General features: G+C 65.4%; 17 protein-coding genes. 10 read left to right on the top strand and 7 right to left on the bottom strand.

The annotated features are described in order from the left end of the window. Positions 1 to 33 precede the first annotated feature (33 nt). The gene (locus AC0QTX_RS11105) at positions 34 to 966 is read right to left on the bottom strand and encodes a DMT family transporter (protein WP_474603883.1); all 933 of its coding nucleotides are present in this window, start codon (positions 964 to 966) and stop codon (positions 34 to 36) included. A 123-nt stretch (positions 967 to 1,089) separates the two neighbouring features. Next, entirely contained in the window at positions 1,090 to 1,341 is a 252-nt protein-coding gene (locus tag AC0QTX_RS11100) for a CBU_0592 family membrane protein (RefSeq protein ID WP_474603882.1), read from the bottom strand. Between the two features lie 155 nt (positions 1,342 to 1,496). Between AC0QTX_RS11100 and AC0QTX_RS11095 the strand changes: the two genes are divergently transcribed. After that, complete coding sequence (locus AC0QTX_RS11095; RefSeq protein WP_474603881.1) at positions 1,497 to 2,309, top strand: UDP-2,3-diacylglucosamine diphosphatase; 813 nt, start codon at positions 1,497 to 1,499, stop codon at positions 2,307 to 2,309. Next, the gene (locus AC0QTX_RS11090; RefSeq protein ID WP_474603880.1) at positions 2,309 to 3,316 is read left to right on the top strand and encodes a glycosyltransferase family 4 protein; all 1,008 of its coding nucleotides are present in this window, start codon (positions 2,309 to 2,311) and stop codon (positions 3,314 to 3,316) included. Before AC0QTX_RS11095 ends, AC0QTX_RS11090 begins: the two co-directional genes overlap by 1 nt. Positions 3,317 to 3,323: 7 nt before the next feature. On the opposite strand, the gene AC0QTX_RS11085 is transcribed toward AC0QTX_RS11090, so the two are convergent. Next, a complete protein-coding gene (locus AC0QTX_RS11085; protein ID WP_474603879.1) occupies positions 3,324 to 3,869 on the bottom strand; it encodes a hypothetical protein in 546 nt (181 codons plus the stop codon). 114 nt (positions 3,870 to 3,983) lie between these two features. Between AC0QTX_RS11085 and AC0QTX_RS11080 the strand changes: the two genes are divergently transcribed. Next, complete coding sequence (locus AC0QTX_RS11080) at positions 3,984 to 5,165, top strand: MFS transporter (RefSeq protein WP_474603878.1); 1,182 nt, start codon at positions 3,984 to 3,986, stop codon at positions 5,163 to 5,165. Here AC0QTX_RS11080 and dgcA read toward each other — a convergent pair. Next, entirely contained in the window at positions 5,135 to 6,118 is a 984-nt protein-coding gene (gene dgcA / locus AC0QTX_RS11075; protein ID WP_474603877.1) for an N-acetyl-D-Glu racemase DgcA, read from the bottom strand. The genes AC0QTX_RS11080 and dgcA overlap by 31 nt on opposite strands. A 121-nt stretch (positions 6,119 to 6,239) precedes the next feature. Here dgcA and AC0QTX_RS11070 point away from each other — a divergent pair, with 121 nt between their 5' ends. The 4 genes from AC0QTX_RS11070 to AC0QTX_RS11055 are packed head-to-tail and all read left to right on the top strand — an operon-like array spanning position 6,240 to position 10,424. Next, entirely contained in the window at positions 6,240 to 7,349 is a 1,110-nt protein-coding gene (locus AC0QTX_RS11070) for an ABC transporter permease (RefSeq protein WP_474603876.1), read from the top strand. A 4-nt stretch (positions 7,350 to 7,353) separates the two neighbouring features. Further along, positions 7,354 to 8,154, top strand: coding sequence for an ABC transporter ATP-binding protein (locus AC0QTX_RS11065; protein ID WP_474603974.1), 801 nt, complete (start codon positions 7,354 to 7,356; stop codon positions 8,152 to 8,154). A gap of 8 nt (positions 8,155 to 8,162) precedes the next feature. Further along, positions 8,163 to 9,740, top strand: coding sequence for an MlaD family protein (locus AC0QTX_RS11060; RefSeq protein ID WP_474603875.1), 1,578 nt, complete (start codon positions 8,163 to 8,165; stop codon positions 9,738 to 9,740). 24 nt (positions 9,741 to 9,764) lie between these two features. After that, the gene (locus AC0QTX_RS11055) at positions 9,765 to 10,424 is read left to right on the top strand and encodes an ABC-type transport auxiliary lipoprotein family protein (protein WP_474603874.1); all 660 of its coding nucleotides are present in this window, start codon (positions 9,765 to 9,767) and stop codon (positions 10,422 to 10,424) included. 247 nt (positions 10,425 to 10,671) lie between these two features. On the opposite strand, the gene AC0QTX_RS11050 is transcribed toward AC0QTX_RS11055, so the two are convergent. Further along, entirely contained in the window at positions 10,672 to 15,495 is a 4,824-nt protein-coding gene (locus AC0QTX_RS11050; RefSeq protein WP_474603873.1) for an apolipoprotein A-IV repeat region-like domain-containing protein, read from the bottom strand. Positions 15,496 to 15,811: 316 nt separating this feature from the next. Between AC0QTX_RS11050 and AC0QTX_RS11045 the strand changes: the two genes are divergently transcribed. The 3 genes from AC0QTX_RS11045 to AC0QTX_RS11035 all read left to right on the top strand — a co-directional run bounded on the left by AC0QTX_RS11045 (position 15,812) and on the right by AC0QTX_RS11035 (position 17,680). Beyond that, entirely contained in the window at positions 15,812 to 16,132 is a 321-nt protein-coding gene (locus AC0QTX_RS11045) for a 2Fe-2S iron-sulfur cluster-binding protein (protein ID WP_474603872.1), read from the top strand. Positions 16,133 to 16,147: 15 nt separating this feature from the next. Then, entirely contained in the window at positions 16,148 to 16,573 is a 426-nt protein-coding gene (locus AC0QTX_RS11040) for a universal stress protein (RefSeq protein ID WP_474603871.1), read from the top strand. Positions 16,574 to 16,873: 300 nt separating this feature from the next. Then, positions 16,874 to 17,680: a class I SAM-dependent methyltransferase gene (locus AC0QTX_RS11035; RefSeq protein WP_474603870.1), complete on the top strand. Its 807-nt coding sequence runs from the start codon at positions 16,874 to 16,876 to the stop codon at positions 17,678 to 17,680. A gap of 114 nt (positions 17,681 to 17,794) precedes the next feature. Here the strand turns inward: AC0QTX_RS11035 and AC0QTX_RS11030 are convergent, their stop codons facing one another. Together AC0QTX_RS11030 and AC0QTX_RS11025 are read right to left on the bottom strand one after the other, a co-directional pair. Continuing rightward, a complete protein-coding gene (locus AC0QTX_RS11030; protein ID WP_474603869.1) occupies positions 17,795 to 18,364 on the bottom strand; it encodes a hypothetical protein in 570 nt (189 codons plus the stop codon). Between the two features lie 58 nt (positions 18,365 to 18,422). After that, positions 18,423 to 19,598, bottom strand: a complete 1,176-nt coding sequence (locus tag AC0QTX_RS11025; RefSeq protein ID WP_474603868.1) for a vWA domain-containing protein — start codon at positions 19,596 to 19,598, stop codon at positions 18,423 to 18,425. Between the last annotated feature and the right edge of the window lie 51 nt (positions 19,599 to 19,649).

The raw sequence follows: 19,649 nt of genomic DNA, 5'->3' as shown, positions 1-19,649 counted from the left end.
GGCGGGTCTTTGCTTTTCCCTTTCGGCGCCATTTCAGACCCCCGGGCGCTGGGGTGAAGCCTGGAATTCCTTGGTTCGCAACAGCCCGAGCCGGTGTTCGCGCCAGACGATGAACAGGCCGGTTGCCGCCACGATGATGGCGCCGGTGAGCACGGTCGCGGTGGGCAGGTCCCCGAACACGAACCAGCCGAACAGAAGCGCCCAGATCATGGTGGTGTATTCGAAGGGAGCGATGACGGACGTATCGGCAAAACGGTAGCTCTGGGTGAGCAGGATCTGCCCGATCCCGCCCAGGATTCCGGCGACCACGAAGAGGGCCCAGTCGGCGGCATCGGGCATGCGCCAGCCGAACACGATCGTGCAGAGGGAAAGAGCCGAGGCCAGGATGAAGAAGTAGAACACGATGGCGCCCGTCTTCTCGGTGGCCGTCAGGCGACGCACCTGGATCATGGCGCCCGCAGAGCAGAAGGCGCCTGCGAACGCGCAGAGGGCGCCAAGCGTCGGACCCGCGCTCAGGCCTCCAGAGAAGGTGTCGAGCTTCAGATAGGGCGAGAGCATGATCAGAACGCCCACGAACCCCACGGCGACGGCCGTCCAGCGATAGGCCCGAACCTTCTCGTTGAGGAGAAGGGCCGCCAGGATCACGACGATCAGCGGCGACGCATAGCCGATGGCGATGGCATCGTGGAGCGGCAGGTAGGATAGGGCCGCGAAGCCGAGATACATGCCGCTCGTCCCGATGATACCGCGCTTGAAATGCCCGACCACGTTCTTCGTCCTTACCGCATTGACGAGATCGCCCTGCCATTTGAGCCACGCCAGCAGCGGCAGGAGCGCAAAGGCCGAGCGGAAGAAGACGACTTCTCCGACCGGGTAGCGGATCATCATCGTCTTGAGCGTCGCCGACATCATCGTGAAGACGAGGGCTGACAGGACCTTGAGGGATATCCCTAGGAGAGGTTTCACAGGAGGCGCATCGTCACGGGTGGGTCACTGGCGAGGGGATGCAGACAACCACGGCAAGGCGGCCGCGTGAAGCCTCGATGGAGGCGAAAGCCCCTGCGCCGGTTGCATGGGCTCGGTTCCCCTTCAGATCGTCCGGATCTTCCTCATGCGCGAGCGTATATAGCCTAGAGGTGTAAGAACCAGCCATGCGGCTTGCGTGATGAACGACGCCAGATTGAAATCGAATATCAGTGAGTAGAGGATGAGAAGCGCGCCGAGTGCGTTGAGGAGTGCGTAGCGCAGATCCTCGACCTTCAGAATACCGAGCTGCAGCAGACCGTAGGCCGATAGATAGGCTACGACTCCGGCCAGCCCTACCATGTCAGGCGCACTCATCGATGGTCTCCGTCTGATCCGCAGCGGACCCTCTAGGGCAAATCGCGCCATCTTGGAATGGGATTTCCGCGCCGTCACAATTCTGCAGGAAATCCGTCATGGGGACGAGACGCGAATCCGGTTGTCTGGAATCCGCAAGCTCGTCGAGGAGGCCCATGGCTCAGGACGTGAATCCCATCCGTGTGCGAACGCTGTTCCTGTCGGACCTCCATCTCGGCACGAAGGGGTGCCAGGCAGGGGCGCTGCTCGACTTCCTCAAGGCCTATGATGCCGACACCATCTATCTCGTGGGCGACATCGTCGACGGGTGGAAGCTGAAAGCGGGCTGGTACTGGCCCCAGGCCCATAACGACGTGGTGCAGAAGCTCCTTCGCAAGGTCCGGAAGGGCGCGCGTCTCATCTACCTTCCCGGCAACCATGACGAATTCCTTCGGGACTACCTGGGAGTCAATCTCGGGGGCATCGAGCTGGCGGATTATGCCCTGCACGAGGCCGCCGACGGCAAGCGCTACCTCGTGATCCACGGGGACCAGTTCGATCTCGTGGTCCGGCACGCCCGCTGGCTGGCTCTCCTCGGGGACGGGGCTTACACGGCCGCTCTCTTCATCAACACCCATCTCAACATTGTCCGGCGCCGGCTCGGCCTGACCTACTGGTCCCTCTCATCCTGGGCCAAGCTGAGGGTCAAGAACGCCGTCAACTACATCAGCCGGTTCGAGGAGCTGCTCGCGGCCGAAGCCGAGCGCCATGCGGCCGACGGGGTGATCTGCGGCCATATCCACCATGCCGTCATGCACGACCAGTTCGGGGTCGCCTATGTGAACACGGGCGACTGGGTCGAGTCCTGCACCGCCGTGCTCGAGCATTACGACGGCTCCTTCCAGCTGGTCCGGTGGACGGATGTCCAGCTGGAACAGGCCGGCGAACGGACGCTCGATGCTCCAGCAGTCAGCGGGAGGGCCGCCTGATGCGCCTCCTGATCGCCACCGATGCATGGCGGCCCCAGATCAACGGCGTGGTGCGTTCGCTGGAGCACATGGCCGAGGAGGCGCCGCGTCTCGGCGCCGAAGTCGTCTTCCTCACGCCGGAGCGCTTCCGCTCCTTTCCCATGCCGACCTATCCGGAGATCCGTCTCTCGCTGACGGGACCAGGAGCAATCGCCCGCATTCTGGACGAGGTGGAGCCCACCCACGTCCACATCGCGACCGAGGGGCCGATCGGTTTGGCCATGCGTCTGGCCTGCTCACGGCAGGGGCGGTCTTTCACCACCAGCTATCACACGCGCTTTCCCGAATACGTCGCGGCCCGCACGCCCATCCCCGAAGCCTGGTCCTACAGGGCGCTTCTGCGCTTCCATCAAAGCGCCCGCGCCATGATGGTCAGCACGCCTTCCCTCGAACGGGAGCTGAGCGGGCGCGGCTTCAGGAACATCATGCGCTGGACCCGCGGCGTCGACACCACCCTGTTCCGGCCGCGCAACGAGCGGATTCTGGACGCAGCCGCGCCGGTCTTTCTCTATGTCGGCCGGGTTGCCGTGGAGAAGAACCTGGAGGCCTTTCTGAGACTCGACCTTCCAGGCACCAAGGTCGTGGTCGGCGATGGTCCTTCCCGTTCCGAGCTGGAAGCCAAGTACCCTCCGGTCAGGTTCCTTGGCCCGCTGACGGGCGAGGATCTCGCGCGGATCTATGCCTCGGCGGACGTGTTCGTCTTCCCGAGCCTCACCGACACCTTCGGCATCGTCCTGCTCGAGGCGCTCGCCTCCGGATTGCCGGTCGCGGCCTTTCCGGTGACGGGGCCTGCGGATGTGATCGGCTCGTCCGGCTGTGGAGCCCTCAAGTGGGACCTGCGGCAGGCGGCTCTCGAAGCGCTCGATATCCCTAAGGACCGATGCCGGGCCTACGGGGAAACCTTCACCTGGCAGGAGAGCGCCCGGCAGTTCTTCTCCAACATCGAGGTCGCCCACGCGGAGCGTTAGCCGGGCGCTACATCAGGAAAGCCGGGTGACCGGGGACGTGCCGCGCCTTCTCACCGTCGAAAGGGCCCGTTTCCAACAAGACGTCCGTGCGCTCGACTTCGACCTTGTAGAGGTCGATCATCTGCTGGATCCGACCTTCGAGGTAGAGGAGCGTCCGGACCATCTGCCGGACACGCTGTTCGGCAGCCTCCTGAAGCTCCTCCTCCGATAGGCCCCCCATGGGATCGGCCGACTCGATCACCGGGAAGGACCGCACATTCTCCTTGGTCTGTCGGATGGCGGAAGCCATTTCCTCCAGATAGGCCTTGAGGGGAGCAACCGTGTTGGCGTCGAGGGGCTTCTCCTTCAGGCGCTCCAGAGCCTCCAGCACGGCCAGGGTGTCCGCGTTGCGGTTGCGCCTTGCATATTCCTTCAGGAACCAGCGGCCACGGGCGGTTTCCATGACGGCGGCTTCGATGGTGTCGAAATCCAGGCCACCGAGCGTGACGTCTGCCTCTTCATCGGTCATGGTGCCGGGATCCATCTGCGCCAGGGTTTGATTCCACTCTCCCATCAGATGTGTCCAAAGCGGGTGCACGCTCAACCCCTCTAACGCTTTAGAGAGGGAGTCTTGCACCGCGTTCTTGTTGATTTAGGCCAATTTCGACCCTGGAAGACCCTGTCCGTGATGCCTCCGATCAGAGCTCTCGAATTCCGGCTGGGCGCCCTCCAGGCCGCCAGCTTCGCCAGCCATGGGATGTATCTGCCGTTCTTCCCGCTCTGGCTGCAGAGCAAGGCATTGTCCCCCACGCTGATCGGATTCGTGGTCGCCATTCCCATCGTCGTGCGCATCCTGGCGACCGCGCCGCTCATGAGCCTCGCGGACCGCTCCCTCGGGGCAAGGCGGCTGCTTTTGGCAAGCCATCTGGGCCAGCTGATCGGCTTTCCCCTGTTCCTTCTGAGCGACAGCAACATCGCCATCATCGCCCTGGTGGCTCTCGTGGCGGTCGCGCAATCCTGCGTGATTCCGGGTAACGATCTCGTCTCCACCAACGCTGTCCAGAAGCACCCCGGCCTGAATTACGGCCGGATCCGCGGTGCCGGCTCGGTCGCGTTCTTCATCACCAACATCGTCGGCGGCTATCTGGTTGGAGCCTTCGGGGCGGATGTCGTGATCGTCGCCCTGACGCTCATTCCCATCCTGGGAGTCGCCGCCACTCTCATGGCAGTTCCCCATGACGTCCCAGAGCCTTCGGTCGCGGATGAGCCCAGGAAGGACCAGGCAGCTCCGAGGCTGTCGACGATCCTCTGGATCGTGCTGATCGCCGGGGCGGTCACCCAGGGCAGCCATGGGGCGCTGAATGCCTTCGCCAGCATCTACTGGCGCTCCATCGGCTTCTCCGACGAGGTCATCGGCTATTTCTGGGCCGCAGGCGTGATCGCCGAGATCTTGGTCTTCATCTTTCTGGGCCGGACGGTCGGGCGCGGATCGGGTGTCGGGCTCATCCTGATCGGGTCGGCCGCCGCGGCCATCCGCTTCACGATCATGTCGCTCCAGCCCGGCGTCGAGGTCATGTTCGTGCTCCAGGCCATGCATGCCCTGTCCTTTGCCGCGACCCATATCGGCACCATGGCGGCGCTGACGGCGCTCGCTCCCATGCAGGCGAGGGGGCGAGCGCAGGGCATCTACGGATCGCTGGCAGCCCTGACCACGGCTGTCTCCACCGTGGTGAGCGGCATGATCTACAGCGAGATGGGGGCGGGCGTGTTCGCCGCCATGGCGCCTCTGGGCGCCATCGGGGTTGTGCTGATGCTGGTCGTCGTCCGCCTGCAGAGGAATCAGCCCCAGAGGGCGGGCTCCGGCGGATAGACGATGCTGCCCTCGTAGCGAAGACCGGGCTCCCGGTCCTTCGCGAGCAGAAGCGGGCCGTCGAGGTCCACGAAGCGGGAACGCGGCGCGAGCACCAGGGCCGGGGCCATGGCGAGCGAGGTGCCGACCATGCAGCCGATCATGATGGAGAAGCCCCTGGCCTCCGCCGCATCGGCCAGCGCCAGGGCTTCGGTCAGGCCACCTGTCTTGTCGAGCTTGATGTTCACGAGATCGTACAGCCCCACCAGCCGGTCCAGGCTCCCCCGGTCGTGCACGCTCTCGTCCGCCAGGATCGGCACGGGACGCGAGATCCGGCTTAAGTAGCCATCCTCCTTGGCTGGCAGGGGCTGCTCCACCAGGGCATAGCCGGCATCGGCGCAGGCCGCGAGGTGCTGTTCGATATTGGCCTCGGTCCAGCCCTCGTTCGCATCGGCAATCAGGGTTGCCTGGGGGGCCGCCCGGCGCACGGCCCTGATCCGCTCGATATCCCCGTCGGGAGCCCCGAACTTGACCTTGAGGATCGGCCGCTCCGCGGCCTTTGCGGCGGCCTCCGCCATGCCCTCGGGCGCGTCGAGGCTGATCGTGTAGGCCGTGGTCATCGGCGGCCAACGGGTGAGACCCGCGGTCACATGGGCGCGGATGCCGGAACGCTTGGCGTCGAGGTCCCAGAGGGCGCAGTCGACCGCATTGCGGGCCGCGCCTGCAGGCATCAGGGCCTGGAGGGCTTCGCGGGTCAGGCCTGCCTCGATCTGGGGGCGGATGGCCTCGATGGCCGCCGCCACGCCTTCAACCGTCTCGCCATAGCGCGGATAGGGCACGCATTCCCCGTGCCCGACGGCTCCTCCCTCCACGATCGTAGCGGTGACCACCACAGCCTCGGTTCGGGACCCCCGGGCGATCGTGAACTTGCCGGCAATGGGGAAACGGTCGATGGAAACGGTGAGCTGACGCATTCTCTTGGCTTCTCGTGATGAAGTTCGTCTCGACTTGTGGCGCAATGACACGCTATCACCAAGCGGAATCAGTGCCGAAGGGACAATCGTGGCGCAGGGCACCCTGGCTCAAGAGCCGGACATGACACTCGACCGCGCAGGCGGACAGACGACAGTGCGCCTGTCCGGTCCCTGGACGGCGCCGCATGCCCAGCGCGTGGAGGCTCTCGTCGATGAGATCGGTGCGGAGGCCGACCTCTTTCCCTTGTTCTTCGACCTGAGCGGCGTGGAGCGGCTCGACACCCTCGGCGCCTGGACCCTCGACCGGACTCGCCATGAGCTGTCCGCCAAGGGCAAGGCGGATTTCGCGAATGCGTCGCCCGAGCAGAAGATCCTCCTCGAGGAGGCAGCCTACCGCGACTTCGAAGGTCCCCCGAAGCCCAGGCATGCCCGCTCGGTCGATTTCCTCGTCGATATAGGCCAGAGCGTGGCCGGGGCCGGCAAGGATCTGGTCGGCGGCGTCGGCTTTCTGGGCGAGCTCGTCTCCGGTATGGTGCGCGTGGTCATCCATCCCCGCCGCTTCCGGGGCGTCGCGGTGATCAACCAGCTGGAGCAGATCGCCTATCGCGGCGTGCCCATCATCGTGCTGATCTCGTTCCTCGTCGGCTGCATCGTCTCCCAGCAGGGCATCTTCCAGCTGATCAAGTTCGGCGCAACCCCCTTCGTGATCGACCTCATCGGTATCCTGGTCCTGCGCGAATTGGGCGTTCTGCTCACCTCCATCATGGTCGCGGGCCGTTCCGGCTCGGCGTTCACGGCCGAGATCGGGTCCATGAAGATGCGCGAGGAGATCGATGCCCTGCGTGTCATGGGGCTCGATCCGATCGAGGTCCTGATCGTTCCGCGCATTCTGGCCCTGATCATCGGCCTGCCGCTCCTGACCTTCATCGCATCCATCGCGGCTCTGGTGGGAGGCTGCCTGACGACCTGGGTCTATGGCGGCATCAGCCCCGACATCTTCCTCGAGCGCCTCAGAGCCGCCGTGAGCCTGAACACCTTCCTGGTCGGCCTTATGAAGGCGCCCTTCATGGCGGTCGTCATCGGGATCATCGCGACCCTGGAAGGCATGGCGGTGGCCGGATCCGCCGAGTCGCTCGGCCGCCACGTGACTTCCTCGGTGGTGAAGGCCATTTTCATGGTCATCGTCCTCGATGGCCTCTTCGCCATGTTCTTTGCAGCGATCAATTTCTGAGATGATGCTCGAGCGCCACCACCCAGACCTGACGAAGAGCCGCGAGGTGATCATCCGCGCCCGTGGCGTCGAGGTCGGCTTCGGGGAGAAGACCATCCTCAAGGGGCTCGATCTCGACGTCTATCGCGGCGAGATCCTGGGCTTCGTCGGAGGCTCCGGCCAGGGCAAGTCGGTTCTGACCCGCGCCATCCTGGGGCTCGTCTCCAAGCGGGCCGGCACCATCGAGGTGCTGGGGCGGAACCTTGACGAGCTGTCGCCGGACCAGCGTCGGCAGCTGGAACGCCACTGGGGCGTGCTGTTCCAGCAGGGGGCTCTCTTCTCGGCCTTGACCGTGAAGCAGAACATCCAGGTGCCCATGAGGGAATACCTGCGCCTGTCGGACCGGCTGCTCGACGAACTGGCCATGCTCAAGATCGAGATGGTTGGGCTGAAGCCGGACGCCGCCGACAAGCTGCCCTCCGAGCTGTCAGGCGGCATGATCAAGCGCGCCGCGCTGGCGCGGGCGCTCGCCCTCGACCCGGAGATTGTCTTTCTCGACGAGCCGACCTCGGGTCTCGACCCCATCGGCGCAGGCGAGTTCGACGATCTGATTGCGACGTTACAGCGGACTTTAGGGCTGACCGTATTCATGGTAACCCATGACCTGGACAGCCTTTACTCGGTCTGCGACCGGATAGCGGCTTTGGGCGAGGGAAAGATCCTCGCGGAGGGTCCCATCGAGGCGATGCTGGCCTCGGACCATCCGTGGCTTCGCTCTTATTTTCATGGGAAACGGGCACGCGCGGTCATGGCCGGCGGCGCGTAAGGGTAACGATGGAAACGCGTGCAAACTACGCCCTGATCGGCCTTTTCACCCTGGCGGTGATCGCGGCAGCCTTCGGATTCGTCTACTGGTTCTCCGGCGGCGAGCGCGGTCAGGCCCGTCAGGCGGTCCGCATCGTGTTCTCCGGCTCGGTCTCGGGCCTGTCGCAGGGCTCGAGCGTGTCCTTCAACGGCCTGCGGGTCGGCGATGTCACAACTCTCGAGCTTCTGCCGGAGGATCCGCGACGGGTTGTGGCCATTGCGTCGGTCAACAGCAGCACGCCGATCCGGGCAGACACCCGCGCCCGCCTGGAATACCAGGGGCTGACCGGCGTCGCGAATGTGGGCCTGACAGGCGGCGAGGCGGGCGCCCCGCCGCTCGTGGCGGGCCCCGGCCAGCCCATGCCGACGATCTTCGCCGACCGATCCGACTTCCAGGATCTCATCGAGAGCGCCCGCAACATCGCCCGCCGGGCCGATGACGTGCTGGAGCGGGTGGGCCGCGTGGTGACCGACAACGAAGGCGCCATCAGCCGGACGATCCAGAACGTGGAGCGCTTCTCTCAGGCGCTGGGCGAGAACGCGGAGGGTATCGACCGCTTCCTCGCCCAGGTCGGGCAGGCGGCGGAGAAGGTCGGGCCCCTGGCCGAGAAGCTTGAGACCCTGGCCACCAACGTGGACGAGGTGGTGCGTGCGGTCGATCCGCAGCGGGTGACCCGGATCGTCGAGAATGTCGAAGGCTTTACCCAGGCTTTGGGTGAAAGCCGGCAGGCGGTCGAGAACACCCTGCGCAACGCCGATAACCTCGTCGCCCGCCTCAACGAGACCGCTCCGAAGCTCGATAGAGCCGTAGGGGACATTTCGAACATCGCAAAGGCCATCGATCCGGCCAAGGTCGGCCGTACCGTCGACAAGGTCGAGGAGGTGGCGAGCTCGATCGACGGGCAGCGGGTCTCCCGGATCGTCGAGAATACGGACAATTTCACGAGGGCGCTCGGTGAGAACCGCGAGACGATCAACAATGCGCTGCGGGATGCCGCAAGCCTGATCGCATCTCTCAATGTCACCGCGCCCAAGCTGGACAGGGCCGTCAGTGAGATCGCCGAACTCGCCCAGGCCGTCGACCCGGCCAAGGTCGGTCGCACGGTCGACAACATCGACACCTTCACCCAGACCCTGAGCCGCCGCAGCCCTGATGTGGACAAGGCGATCCAGGAAGCGCGCTCGATCACCGAGAAGCTGAACAAGTCGGCGGATCGCATCGACGGCGTCCTGGCAGGGGCGGAGAAGTTCCTGGGCTCGGCCTCCGGCGAGGCCGGCAAGGGCGCCTTCGACGAGATCCGCGCTGCCGCCGTCTCCGTGCGGGAATTGGCCAATGATCTCAACCAGCGCACCGAGGGCATTCAGGGTGTCCTGTCCGGCGTGGGCCGCTTCACGGATTCGGGCCTGCGGGAATACGAGGCGCTGGCCGTGGAGGGCCGCAGGACCCTGGGCGACATCAGCCGCGCGGTGCGCAGCATCGAACGTAATCCACAGCAGTTTCTTTTCGGTGGCCGTTCGAACCTCCCCGAGTACAATGGACGCCGCTAAGTAACCAGTATGCGTGGATCCTCCGTGGTAACTCCCCCGACTGAACGAGCCTGCCTGCTCCGGCGTCTTGCGCCGGTGGCGATTCTGGCAGCCCTGACCGGCGCCTGCTCGTCGGGGTCCGTGCCGGCGACCTTTGATCTCTCGGCGCCGACCTCCCGGATCCGGGGGGCCGCCGGCGTTCAGGTGCTCGTCAACGAGCCCGCGGCCCTGCAGGCGCTCGCGACCCAGCAGATCCTGGTCAAGGATGCGAGCGGATCCGTATCCTTCATCGGAGGAGGGCAGTGGGCCGACAACCTGCCCCGCCTGATCCAGACCCGCCTGATCAACACCTTCGAGAACTCCTCCCAGCTGCGGGGGGTCTCCCGGCCCAGCAGCGGGGCTGTGGGGGATGTCCAGCTCATCTCCGAGCTGCGGCGTTTCGAGATCGCGACCCCGGACAATCAGGCGATCGCCGAAATTTCCGTGAAGATCGTGAGCGAGCGCGACGGCCGCATCGTCAATGCCCGCATTTTCCGTGCTGGCGTTCCGGCCAGCGCCGTCGACGCCCCGAATGCGGCCCGCGCCCTCGACGAGGCCCTTTCCGTGGTCATGCTGGACATCGTCCGCTGGGTCAGCGGCAGCCAGCTTCCGCGCCGCGAGGATCCGGGCACCGCAGCGGCGGGGGAAGACCGGGCGCCGGCTTAAGGGCGCTTCAAGCCGGATATAGATCAGCATTCTCTTCATCATCACCGGCCTCGTGCCGGTGATCTCGTTTCTGGAGAAGGCGGCGCGTCTTTGCATCGGGATGGCCGGGACGAGCCCGGCCATGACGTGATGGGTGTCATCCCCCGCGGTCGCAGCTCGGGAATGACACTCTCCCGTCGGGTGACTCGACAAACGAAAAACGCGGCCCGGAGGCCGCGTTCTTGTAATTCAGCCGAGACGAGACGGCTCAGTCGAAACGGCCGCTCGCATGGGCCAGCATGGTGTAGACCTTGCCGGTCTCCGAGGTGAGATAGGTCTTCGTCAGCATGGAATCGCGGTCGTCGCGGGAGACCTCGGCGAGCAGGCGCTCGAACTCCTCCACGTAGCGGTCCACGGTCTGCCGGAATTCCTCGTCACGGCCGTACTTGCGGCGGATCTCCTCGAAGGTCTGCTGGCCCTGGAGGGTATAGAGCCTGCGGGTGAACACATTGCTCTCGCCGCGACGGTAGCGGTCCCACAGCTCCACGGCCGCGTCGTGGTCGATCATGCGGGCGATGTCGACCGAAATTGAATCGAGCGACTCGAGGCTGTTGACCCGGGCACGGTCGGGACGACCCGCATTGCTGCGGACCGGCTCCACCGTTTCCTCGCGGGAGGCGCGGTTCAGGAGATCCGACAGCCAGCCTCCGCGGGCGCCGGCCTCGCGGGCGGGTGCCTCCTCACGGCGGGGGGCCGGACGCTCGGCCGTCGGTGGAGCTGCCTGGCGCGCGGGTGCAGGAGCCGGGGCAGGCGCAGGAGCGGGCGCCGGCTTGGGCTCCGCCTGACGCGCCATCGGAGCAGGGGCGGGCGTCGGAGCAGGTGCCGGGGTCTGGGCGATCCGCTGCTCGACCGCGGCGGCGACCGCCGCCATGGTGGCGGCGACCGGGGTTTCGTTGACCGCAGCCTTGCGCGGCTGGGCCGCGGGAGCCGCGTCAACCAGGCGGTTCGAGCGCGACACGAGAGCCGAGAGCTCGTTGAGGGCCTTGATCTGGTCGGCGACGACACGGCGCATGTTGGCGGTCGTCTCCTGGGTTTCCTGCGGGAGCTCGACGACGCCGCGGCGGAGTTCCGCCCGGGTGGCTTCCAGCTCGCGCTGGATGTGGCCCGTCATGCCGCGCAGCTCGCCCATGGCATCGCGGAACTGCGATGTGGCCTTGCCCAAGGCTTCGGCCATTTCGGCAGTCGCCTGTTCGTAGCTGGCGCGCAGGGCTTCCGCCGTCCGTTCGCTCTCCTGGCCGGTGGTGGCGCGGATGCGCTCGAACTGCTCCCCGATGGCGGCCGTGGTGGTGTCGGCGGCTGATGACAGGACCGAACCGATCTGGCGCGCCTTGGCCTCGGCGTTCTGAAGGGAGCCCTCGAGAAGGGTGGTGAAGGAGCGGGTGACGGACTCGAGATCCTGCGAGCGCTCGCCGATCCGGGTCAGGAGTTCGTCCAGGACCTGCTGACGGCTGGAGAGCGCCTCGTTCATCCGCCCTTCCACGCGTTCCAGGGCGGCCGCGGCCTCGGTGAGGGTGCGCATCTGCTCGCCGGTGGTGCTGGTGAGCGCCTGGCCGCGCTCCTCCAGGCTCCGGGCCAGCTCCAGGGCCTGCTGGATCGCGCCCGAGGACACGTTGCGCAGTTCGTCAACCTGCTCCGCCACCTGGTCGGAGGCGCGGCCGGTCTGGGTGGCGATCTCCGAGAGGAGCGTCTCGATGTGCTGGACGCGTCCCGCGAGGCCATCCTCGACGGCCCCGAGATTGCTGCTGGCGGAGGCGGCAACCTGCTGAAGCAGGCAATTGGCGTCGGTGAGGCGGCCGAGCACGTCGGTGAGCTCGCCCCGCAGGCGCTCGTTGGCGCCGGTGAGGGCCTCCACGCTCTGCTCGGTTCCCTCGTTGATGGACGCACGCAGGGCCTCGGTGGACTGCAGGTAGGAAGCCGTGAGCTCCATCGTGCGCTCCTGGAGCGACGAGAGGAGGGTGTGGCTGCGATCCTGCAGGCTCTCGATGACGGCGTTGCTGCGCTCCTCCAGGCTGCGCAGGGTCGTGTCGCTGATGGCCGCGACCTCGCGTCCGATGACCTCGCCACGGCTGCCCAGGCTCTCGACGAGCGAGGCGCCTTGGGTGTCGAAGATCGAGCGGATCTCGCCGATGCGCCCGGTGAGCGAGCCGAGCACGGCCTGTCCGCGCTCGTCGATTGTTTCGGCAACCCCGGTCAGGCGGTTGACGACGCTGTCCTCGAGCATGGCGACGCTCTGGTTGAGGGCGGCAGCGAGCTCCTCGGTGCGGCTGCCGAGGGTCGCGGCGATCTCCTCCGCGCGGCTGCCCAGGGTCTGGTTGATCTCGAAGGCTCGGGTGCCGAGGGTCGCGGCGATCTCGTCGGCGCGGGTGCCCAGGACGTCGTTGATCGAAGTGATGCGGCCGTCGAGGGACTGGCTGATCTGCTCGGCCCTGGAGGACAGGGTATCGGCGATGGCGTTGGTCTTGGCCGTGATCGCCTGGCTGATCTCGTCCACGCGGGCCTGAAGGGCCGCGGCCACGTCGCGCCCGCCTTCGGCCATGACGCGGGCCATCTCGCCGGTGCGCACCACGAGGGCCTCGTTGAGAGCCGTGGAGCGGGCGCCGAGCACGCTGTCGACCCGCTCGACGATGGTGTCGAAGTTGACGGTGATCTCCGAGCTGCGGCGGGTGGCATGCTCCTCAAGGGCGGCAAGCTGCGTCTCGATCGCCGTGGTGGCCTCGCGGGCGCGCTCCGTGAAGGATTCTGCGACGGTGCGGCCCTGCACCGTGATCAGGCGGTCCATCTCCTCGAGGCGGCCCGTGATCGTCTCGGTCAGGCTGCCCACATCGCGGGAGATGCGTTCGGCCACGTCGCTGCCGCGGGTCGTGACGTCCTCCAGCGCGGCAAGGCGGGCGCCGAGGGTCTCCTCCATCTCGCGGGTGCGGGTGTCGACCGTCGTGGAGAGGGTCTCGGCCGTGCGATTGAGGGCTTCGTTGACGCGGGAGCCCTGGCTCGCGATGGCGAGGACGATGTCCTTCGCAGTGTTGGCGAGGCGTGTCTGCGCATCCTCCGTGTGGAGCGAGAGGGTGTCAGAGAATTCCTGCCCGCGGGTCTCGAAGGCGGAGCGGAACTCCTCGGCCTGGGTGCCCATAAGGGCCGACAGGCGCTCGCCGGCCTGGGTGAGGCTGGTCTCGAGGGCCTGACCCTGGACGGTGACGGATTCGCTGACGCGCAGGCTGGCGGTCTCGAGGCGGCTGGCGAGATCCTCGACGCGGGTGCCGATGGACTCGTCGGCAAGCCGGACGGCGCTCTCCAGGTGCTCGCGCACCTCGCCGCCGCGCTGGCTGATCTCGCGGGTGACGTCGGCGGCCGTGGCGGCAAGGCTCTCGCGGAATTCGTTGCCGCGAAGCACGATCTCGTCGACGACGCCGGTGCCGGTGCCGGCAAGCTGCTCCCGAAGGGAGCTGCCGCGGGTTGCGAGCTCTTCGATGAGGGATGAGGCCGTGACGGCAAACTCTTCGCGCACGGTGGCGCTGCCGGTGGTGAGGGCCTGAACCAGGGAGGCCCCGGTCTCGGAGAGCTGCTCGCGCACCTGAGTGCCGCGGGTCACGATCTCCCCGCTCACGGAGGCGCCTGCCTCCGCGATCTGGTCGCGCATCTCGGCGGTGCGGGCGGAAATGTCGTCGGCGATCACACCGCCGGTGGCGGCAAGCTTCTCGGTGATCTCGGCTCCGCGCTGGGCGAAGCTGTCCTCGAGGCTGCGAGCCGTCTGCTCGAAAGCCTCGCGCACGTCGTTGCCCTGCTGGGCGAGGGCATCGATCACGCCGCGGCCGGTCTCGGCCAGCGTGCGGGTCACCTGGCTCGCGCCGTCCTGCAGGTGGCGGGTCAGGAGGTCGCCGGTGCGCTCGAAGGCGCCGGTGATGTCCTGTGCCTTGCTCTCGAGGGCGGTCGTGATGGTGACGCCCACCTCCGAGATGCCGTTCTTGATCTCGTCGCTGGAGCCCGCGAGGCGCTCCACCAGTTCGACGCCGCGGCTTGCCATCTCATCGACGACGCGCTCGCCGGCGCGGCCGAGAGCCTGGGTGATGTGGTCGCCCTGCTGCTCCAGGGAGGCGGTGACCTTGTCGCCGGCGCCGCTGACGGCGGAAACGACGCGCTCGCTGGCGCCGTCGAGATCCTGGATCAGGCTCTGGTGCACGCCGGTGATCGAGCCGCGCACACGCTCCGCGTTGGACACGATGGCTTCGCGCTGCGCCACAAGCTCGTCGATGAGCGAGCGGATGCGGATCTCGTTGTCGGAATAGGCGCGCTCCAGGGTGGAGATCTCGCTGCGCACGAGGGTCTCGAGCTCGCCGGCCCGGGCCAGAGCCCGCTCGACGCCGTCGCCGACTGCCGCCACTTCACGGCGCACGGCTTGCGAGACGGAGAGGACCGCGTCGGTTGAGAAGCTCTCGGGCTGGGCGAGGCGTGCGGCCACTTCGCCGATTGCGCGGGCCACCAGCTTCATCTCCAGCGAGCGGACGGTCAGCATGGCGGCGATGAAGAACAGGAAGATCGGTGCGACAAGCCCCACGGCGCCGAGCGCCAGCTGGGAGGTCGAGAACGTGGCGAGCAGTTGCTCGGGGGTGGTGATGCCCCGCGTGTAGACGAGGGCGCCGATGCCGCCGAGCCAGAGCAGGGACAGGAGGGTGGCCATCCAGTAGGCACGCCGGGAGGGCCGGACCTGCAGGGCCTGCAGGATCACGCCGACATTCTGGCGATCGTCGTTGGCGACGGAGTTCCGGTCGGGGGCGACGAAGCCGGAACGGGCCATGTCGTCGAGCCGCGGGTCGCGGTCATCGGCCTGGGCGGAGAGGGAATCGGATCCGAGGCCGAAGGGCCCCTTGGTGAAGTCGTGGTCGTCGATATCCGGCAGCTTGGGATCACCGCCGAAGGGCCTGTCGCCGGGGCGCGGCGGAGTATGAATCACGAAAGTCTCGTCAAGGTTCAGCGCCTGCTCGACAGCCGTAAGGGCTGCTTCAGCTGGGTCCTTCATCTTCTTGTTCTCGGTCGCCATGATCCGCCCTCGTGACGCAACTGATGATTCTGAAGCCGCACTCTCTTCACGAAAAGCAAGGTGAATGCATGGCCTCAGCCGCTGCGGATGAACCATTGGGGCACTTCCGCACGGTAATCTGTCATTTACCAAGCAAGTCTAGCGGCCGAACTGAAACAAGGAAACCAGATGTCCCCTGCCATTTGTGAACGTCGTTAACGGCTTAGTAACCTGCACTACGGGGTACAATGCGGCAAAAAGACGGCATGCCTCGGGCCTGTCTCTCGTCTTCTCGTGCAGTCTGTCATAAGTATGCGCCGACAAGCAGAGGTCCGCAATGATCCAGATCACGTACATCGATGCCGAAGGAACAGCCCGCACCGTCGAGGCGGAGGAGGGCGCAACCGTCATGGAGACCGCCATCCGCAACGGGGTTCCGGGCATCGAGGCCGAGTGCGGCGGGGCCTGCTCCTGCGCCACATGCCACGTCTATATCGCTGAGGAATGGGAGGCCGCCACGGGTCAGCCTCAGCCCATGGAGGAGGACATGCTCGACTTCGCCTATGATGTGCGCCCCAACTCGCGGCTCTCGTGCCAGATCCGGGTGCGGCCGGAGCTCGACGGCCTCGTCGTTCACACGCCCACCCGGCAAGGCTGACCTGGAGGCAGATCCATGTTCAAGACCATTCTGGTGCCCGTCGATCTCGGCGAGGTCGAAGCAGCCAAGCCTGCCATCGACAAGGCGGTCGAACTGGCCGGAAGCTCCGGCGGCTCCCTACGCCTCATCTATGTGCGGGCCATCGTGCCCGTGACCTACATGGAGTTCATGCCGCCGGCCTTCGACGAGGAGCAGCAGGGCGAAGCTGAAGCCAAGCTCGCCGAGGTGGCAGCCGGCGTCTCATTGCCGGCCGAGCGCGTCTCGGCCGTCGTTCGTCTCGGCTCCGTCTATGCCGAGGTCCTGGACGAGGCCGAGAAGACCGGCACCGACCTCATCGTGGTCGGCTCGCATCGGCCCACCATGGCGACGTATCTGCTCGGCTCCAACGCCTCCACCATCGTGCGCCACGCCCGGTGCTCGGTGCTGGTGGTGCGGACATGAAGAGCCTGCAGGGGCGCCTTTAGGGCGAACACGGAGCCATGGCCGGCATGGGCCGTCCGACGGCCCTATCGTGCCCGGTGAGCAGATGCCGGATAGAGTAGTCTCCTGTTTTCAATAGTAATTAACGCGCATTCACATGAAAGTGATTCAGGGGAGGTTCAGCAGACCAAGGAAGAAGTCCAAGCAGTTGCACCTTTAGAGACAGAACCGAGGCTCCCATACCCATTTGCGCCAATAGGTGATGGAGGAAGATCGAAGTATAGGTTGTAATCGCTTGATGCCGTGAACCCTGAGAGCCTTATGGCAAAAGAGAAATACAGCATTGCCGATACCATTCTCGGAGCGGCGGTTCATCTCAGGAAGTCAGCCTTTCAGAAAGCCGTAAGTCATTTCCAGAAAAACGGTCCTGTCGAGACGGCAAAAGAAATCATACTTGCTGTGCTGCGTCGCCATGCACGGGTGCGAAATCGGAGGCTGGGCCTTTCATTCGATGAAGAAAACGATGTGCAGACGAGTGGGCGCATCTGGCTGACAGAGTTGGCGATCGATGGGGCGGATATATCGCAGAGCATGGCATACGAACCTGCGCCGACTACGATCGTCGCAGACGTTTGCCGGAAACTCGAACCTGATTATGGGGACTTCACGTTCATCGACCTCGGATCAGGCAAGGGGAGAGTTGTTCTTCTGGCATCTCATCTGGAATTCAAGAAGGTCATCGGCGTAGAGTTCTCTGAAGAACTCCACCGTGAGGCCGTTCACAATCTGACCTGCTATCCGAAGCACAAGCGCCGGTCCCACAGCGTGGAACTGGTCTGTGAAGACGTCAGAACATTCGAATTTCCCGAAGATAAGTTGATCGTTTTCGTCTTTGACGCGTTCAAGGCGGATCTGCTTCGCCACGTCATCGAGCGCTTGAGAACGTCCTACATCGCCTTGCCCCGGAAAATGTACATCGTCTATCTCAACCCGGATCCAAGGAATGAGCCGATTGCCATAATGGAAGCTTCCAAGTTTCTTTACAGGCTCGAAGTCTTTGGTTTCCTGGACAAAATCAGATACTATAGAAACAGCCCCCTTCATGTCGCTGTTTATGCAACCGTCTGATAATCCATCGTGATATCGGGAGCGGCTTGGCGGTGGCTTCAGAGGCGCCCGTCCGTTGATCGATCCTCCTTGAGCCCTCGGGATCCGGGATAGTCTGCCGGTACCGCGGGAGCGTTACGATGCTTTCGGCAGCAGCTCTTCCGGCAGCGCTTCGGAGCGGAAGGGGCGGGGCTTGTTGAGCCGGATCATGGGCTCGATCTGCCAATAGCCGACGACGGCAAGGAGGATCCCCAGCAGCGCGACGGAGGTCGCACCCATCTGGAAGGCCTGCCAGACCAGGTAGGTCATGGCCAGGAGGGACGCGACGGCCAGTCCGGATGTCGGCAGCCACAGGCCCATCGGCTTGCCGGCCACGAACCGGGCCTCGGGATTGGCCCGGATGATGGCGTCGCACAGGGACTTCACGAAGGCGCGGTATTCCTTCGTCATCTCCTGAGCCTCCACGAGGCTCTTCCAGTCGAGGGAGTTGAAGGTGAAGGATTTGCCGTCCTTCATGATCACCTTCGTGCGGAAGGATCTTTGGGCCAGCCGTCCGGGCTCGAAGGTCATGCGCACGGTGTCCACCGCGCCGAGCTGGACCTCATGCACCTTGCGGCCTGAATCCACGGTGAGCTTATCGCTCTTGAGGGTGAAGGAGATCGGCCCGCTGAAGGGCTTGGGGCTGTGGCTATAGGTCTGGGACATGAGGCTTCTTAACCGGGCATCGTCCATGCGGCAAACCGGTTTTACCTTGCCGGCGGCACTACCGTACCAGTTCCCGCATCGCGTGGTCTATGCCTTCGAGGTTGAGCGGGTACATGCGCTCGCCGAAGGCCTGCCGGATCAGGCTGATGGATTGCGTATAGCCCCAATGCGGCTGCGGCACCGGGTTCAGCCACACGGCCTTCGGGAAATGGTCGAGGATGCGCCGCAGCCAGACCTGGCCGGCCTCTTCGTTCCAGTGCTCCACCGAGCCGCCGGGATGGGTGACCTCATAAGGGCTCATGGAGGCATCGCCCACGAAGACCACCCGGTAGTCCGACGGATAGGTGCGGATCACGTCGAGGGTCGGGATCTTCTCGTCGAACCGCCGGCGGTTCTCCTTCCACAGGTTTTCATAGACGCAGTTGTGGAAGTAGAAGTGCTCGAAATGCTTGAACTCGAGGCGCGCGGCGGAGAACAGCTCCTCGGCGATCCCGATGTGCCAGTCCATGGAGCCGCCCACGTCGAGGAAGAGCAGCACCTTCACGGCATTGCGGCGCTCGGGCCGCAGGCGCACGTCGAGATAGCCCTTGTGGGCCGTCTCGTGGATCGTCTCGTCGAGGTCGAGCTCCTCCGCCGAGCCGGTCCGGGCGAAGCGGCGCAGGCGCCGCAGTGCGATGCGCATGTTGCGCACGCCGAGCTCGACGCTGTCGTCGAAATCCTTGAACTCGCGCTTGTCCCACACCTTCACGGCGCGGAAATTGCGGTTCTTGTCCTGGCCGATGCGCACGCCTTCCGGGTTGTAGCCATAGGCGCCATAGGGCGATGTGCCGGCGGTGCCGATCCACTTGTTTCCGCCCTGGTGCCGGCCCTTCTGCTCTTCCAGTCGCTTCTTCAGGTTCTCCCAGAGCTTGTCCCAGCCCATGGCCTCGATCTGGCGCTTTTCCTCGTCTGTGAGGTAGCGCTCCGCGAGCTTGCGCAGCCATTCCTCCGGAATCCCGGTCTCCTCGACGGCGCGGCCCATGCTCTCGAGGCCCTTGAACACCTGGGCGAAGACCCGGTCGAACTTGTCGAAATGCCGCTCGTCCTTCACCAGGCAGGTGCGGGAGAGGTAGTAGAACTCCTCCACGCTCTTGTCGGCGAGGTCCCGGTCGAGCGCCTCCAGCAAGGCGAGATACTCCCGGAAGGAGACCGGCACCTTGGCCGCGCGCAGCTCTGTGAAGAAGGTGAGGAACATCCCGCCAGTGTCAGGCAACGGATCGGAAGGTCAATAGGGGCAGGCCGGTTT

This window comes from Microvirga sp. jy35 (assembly GCF_056148915.1).
The sequence above is the reverse complement of the archived record's forward strand: the minus strand, read 5'-3'. Positions and strand labels throughout refer to the sequence as shown.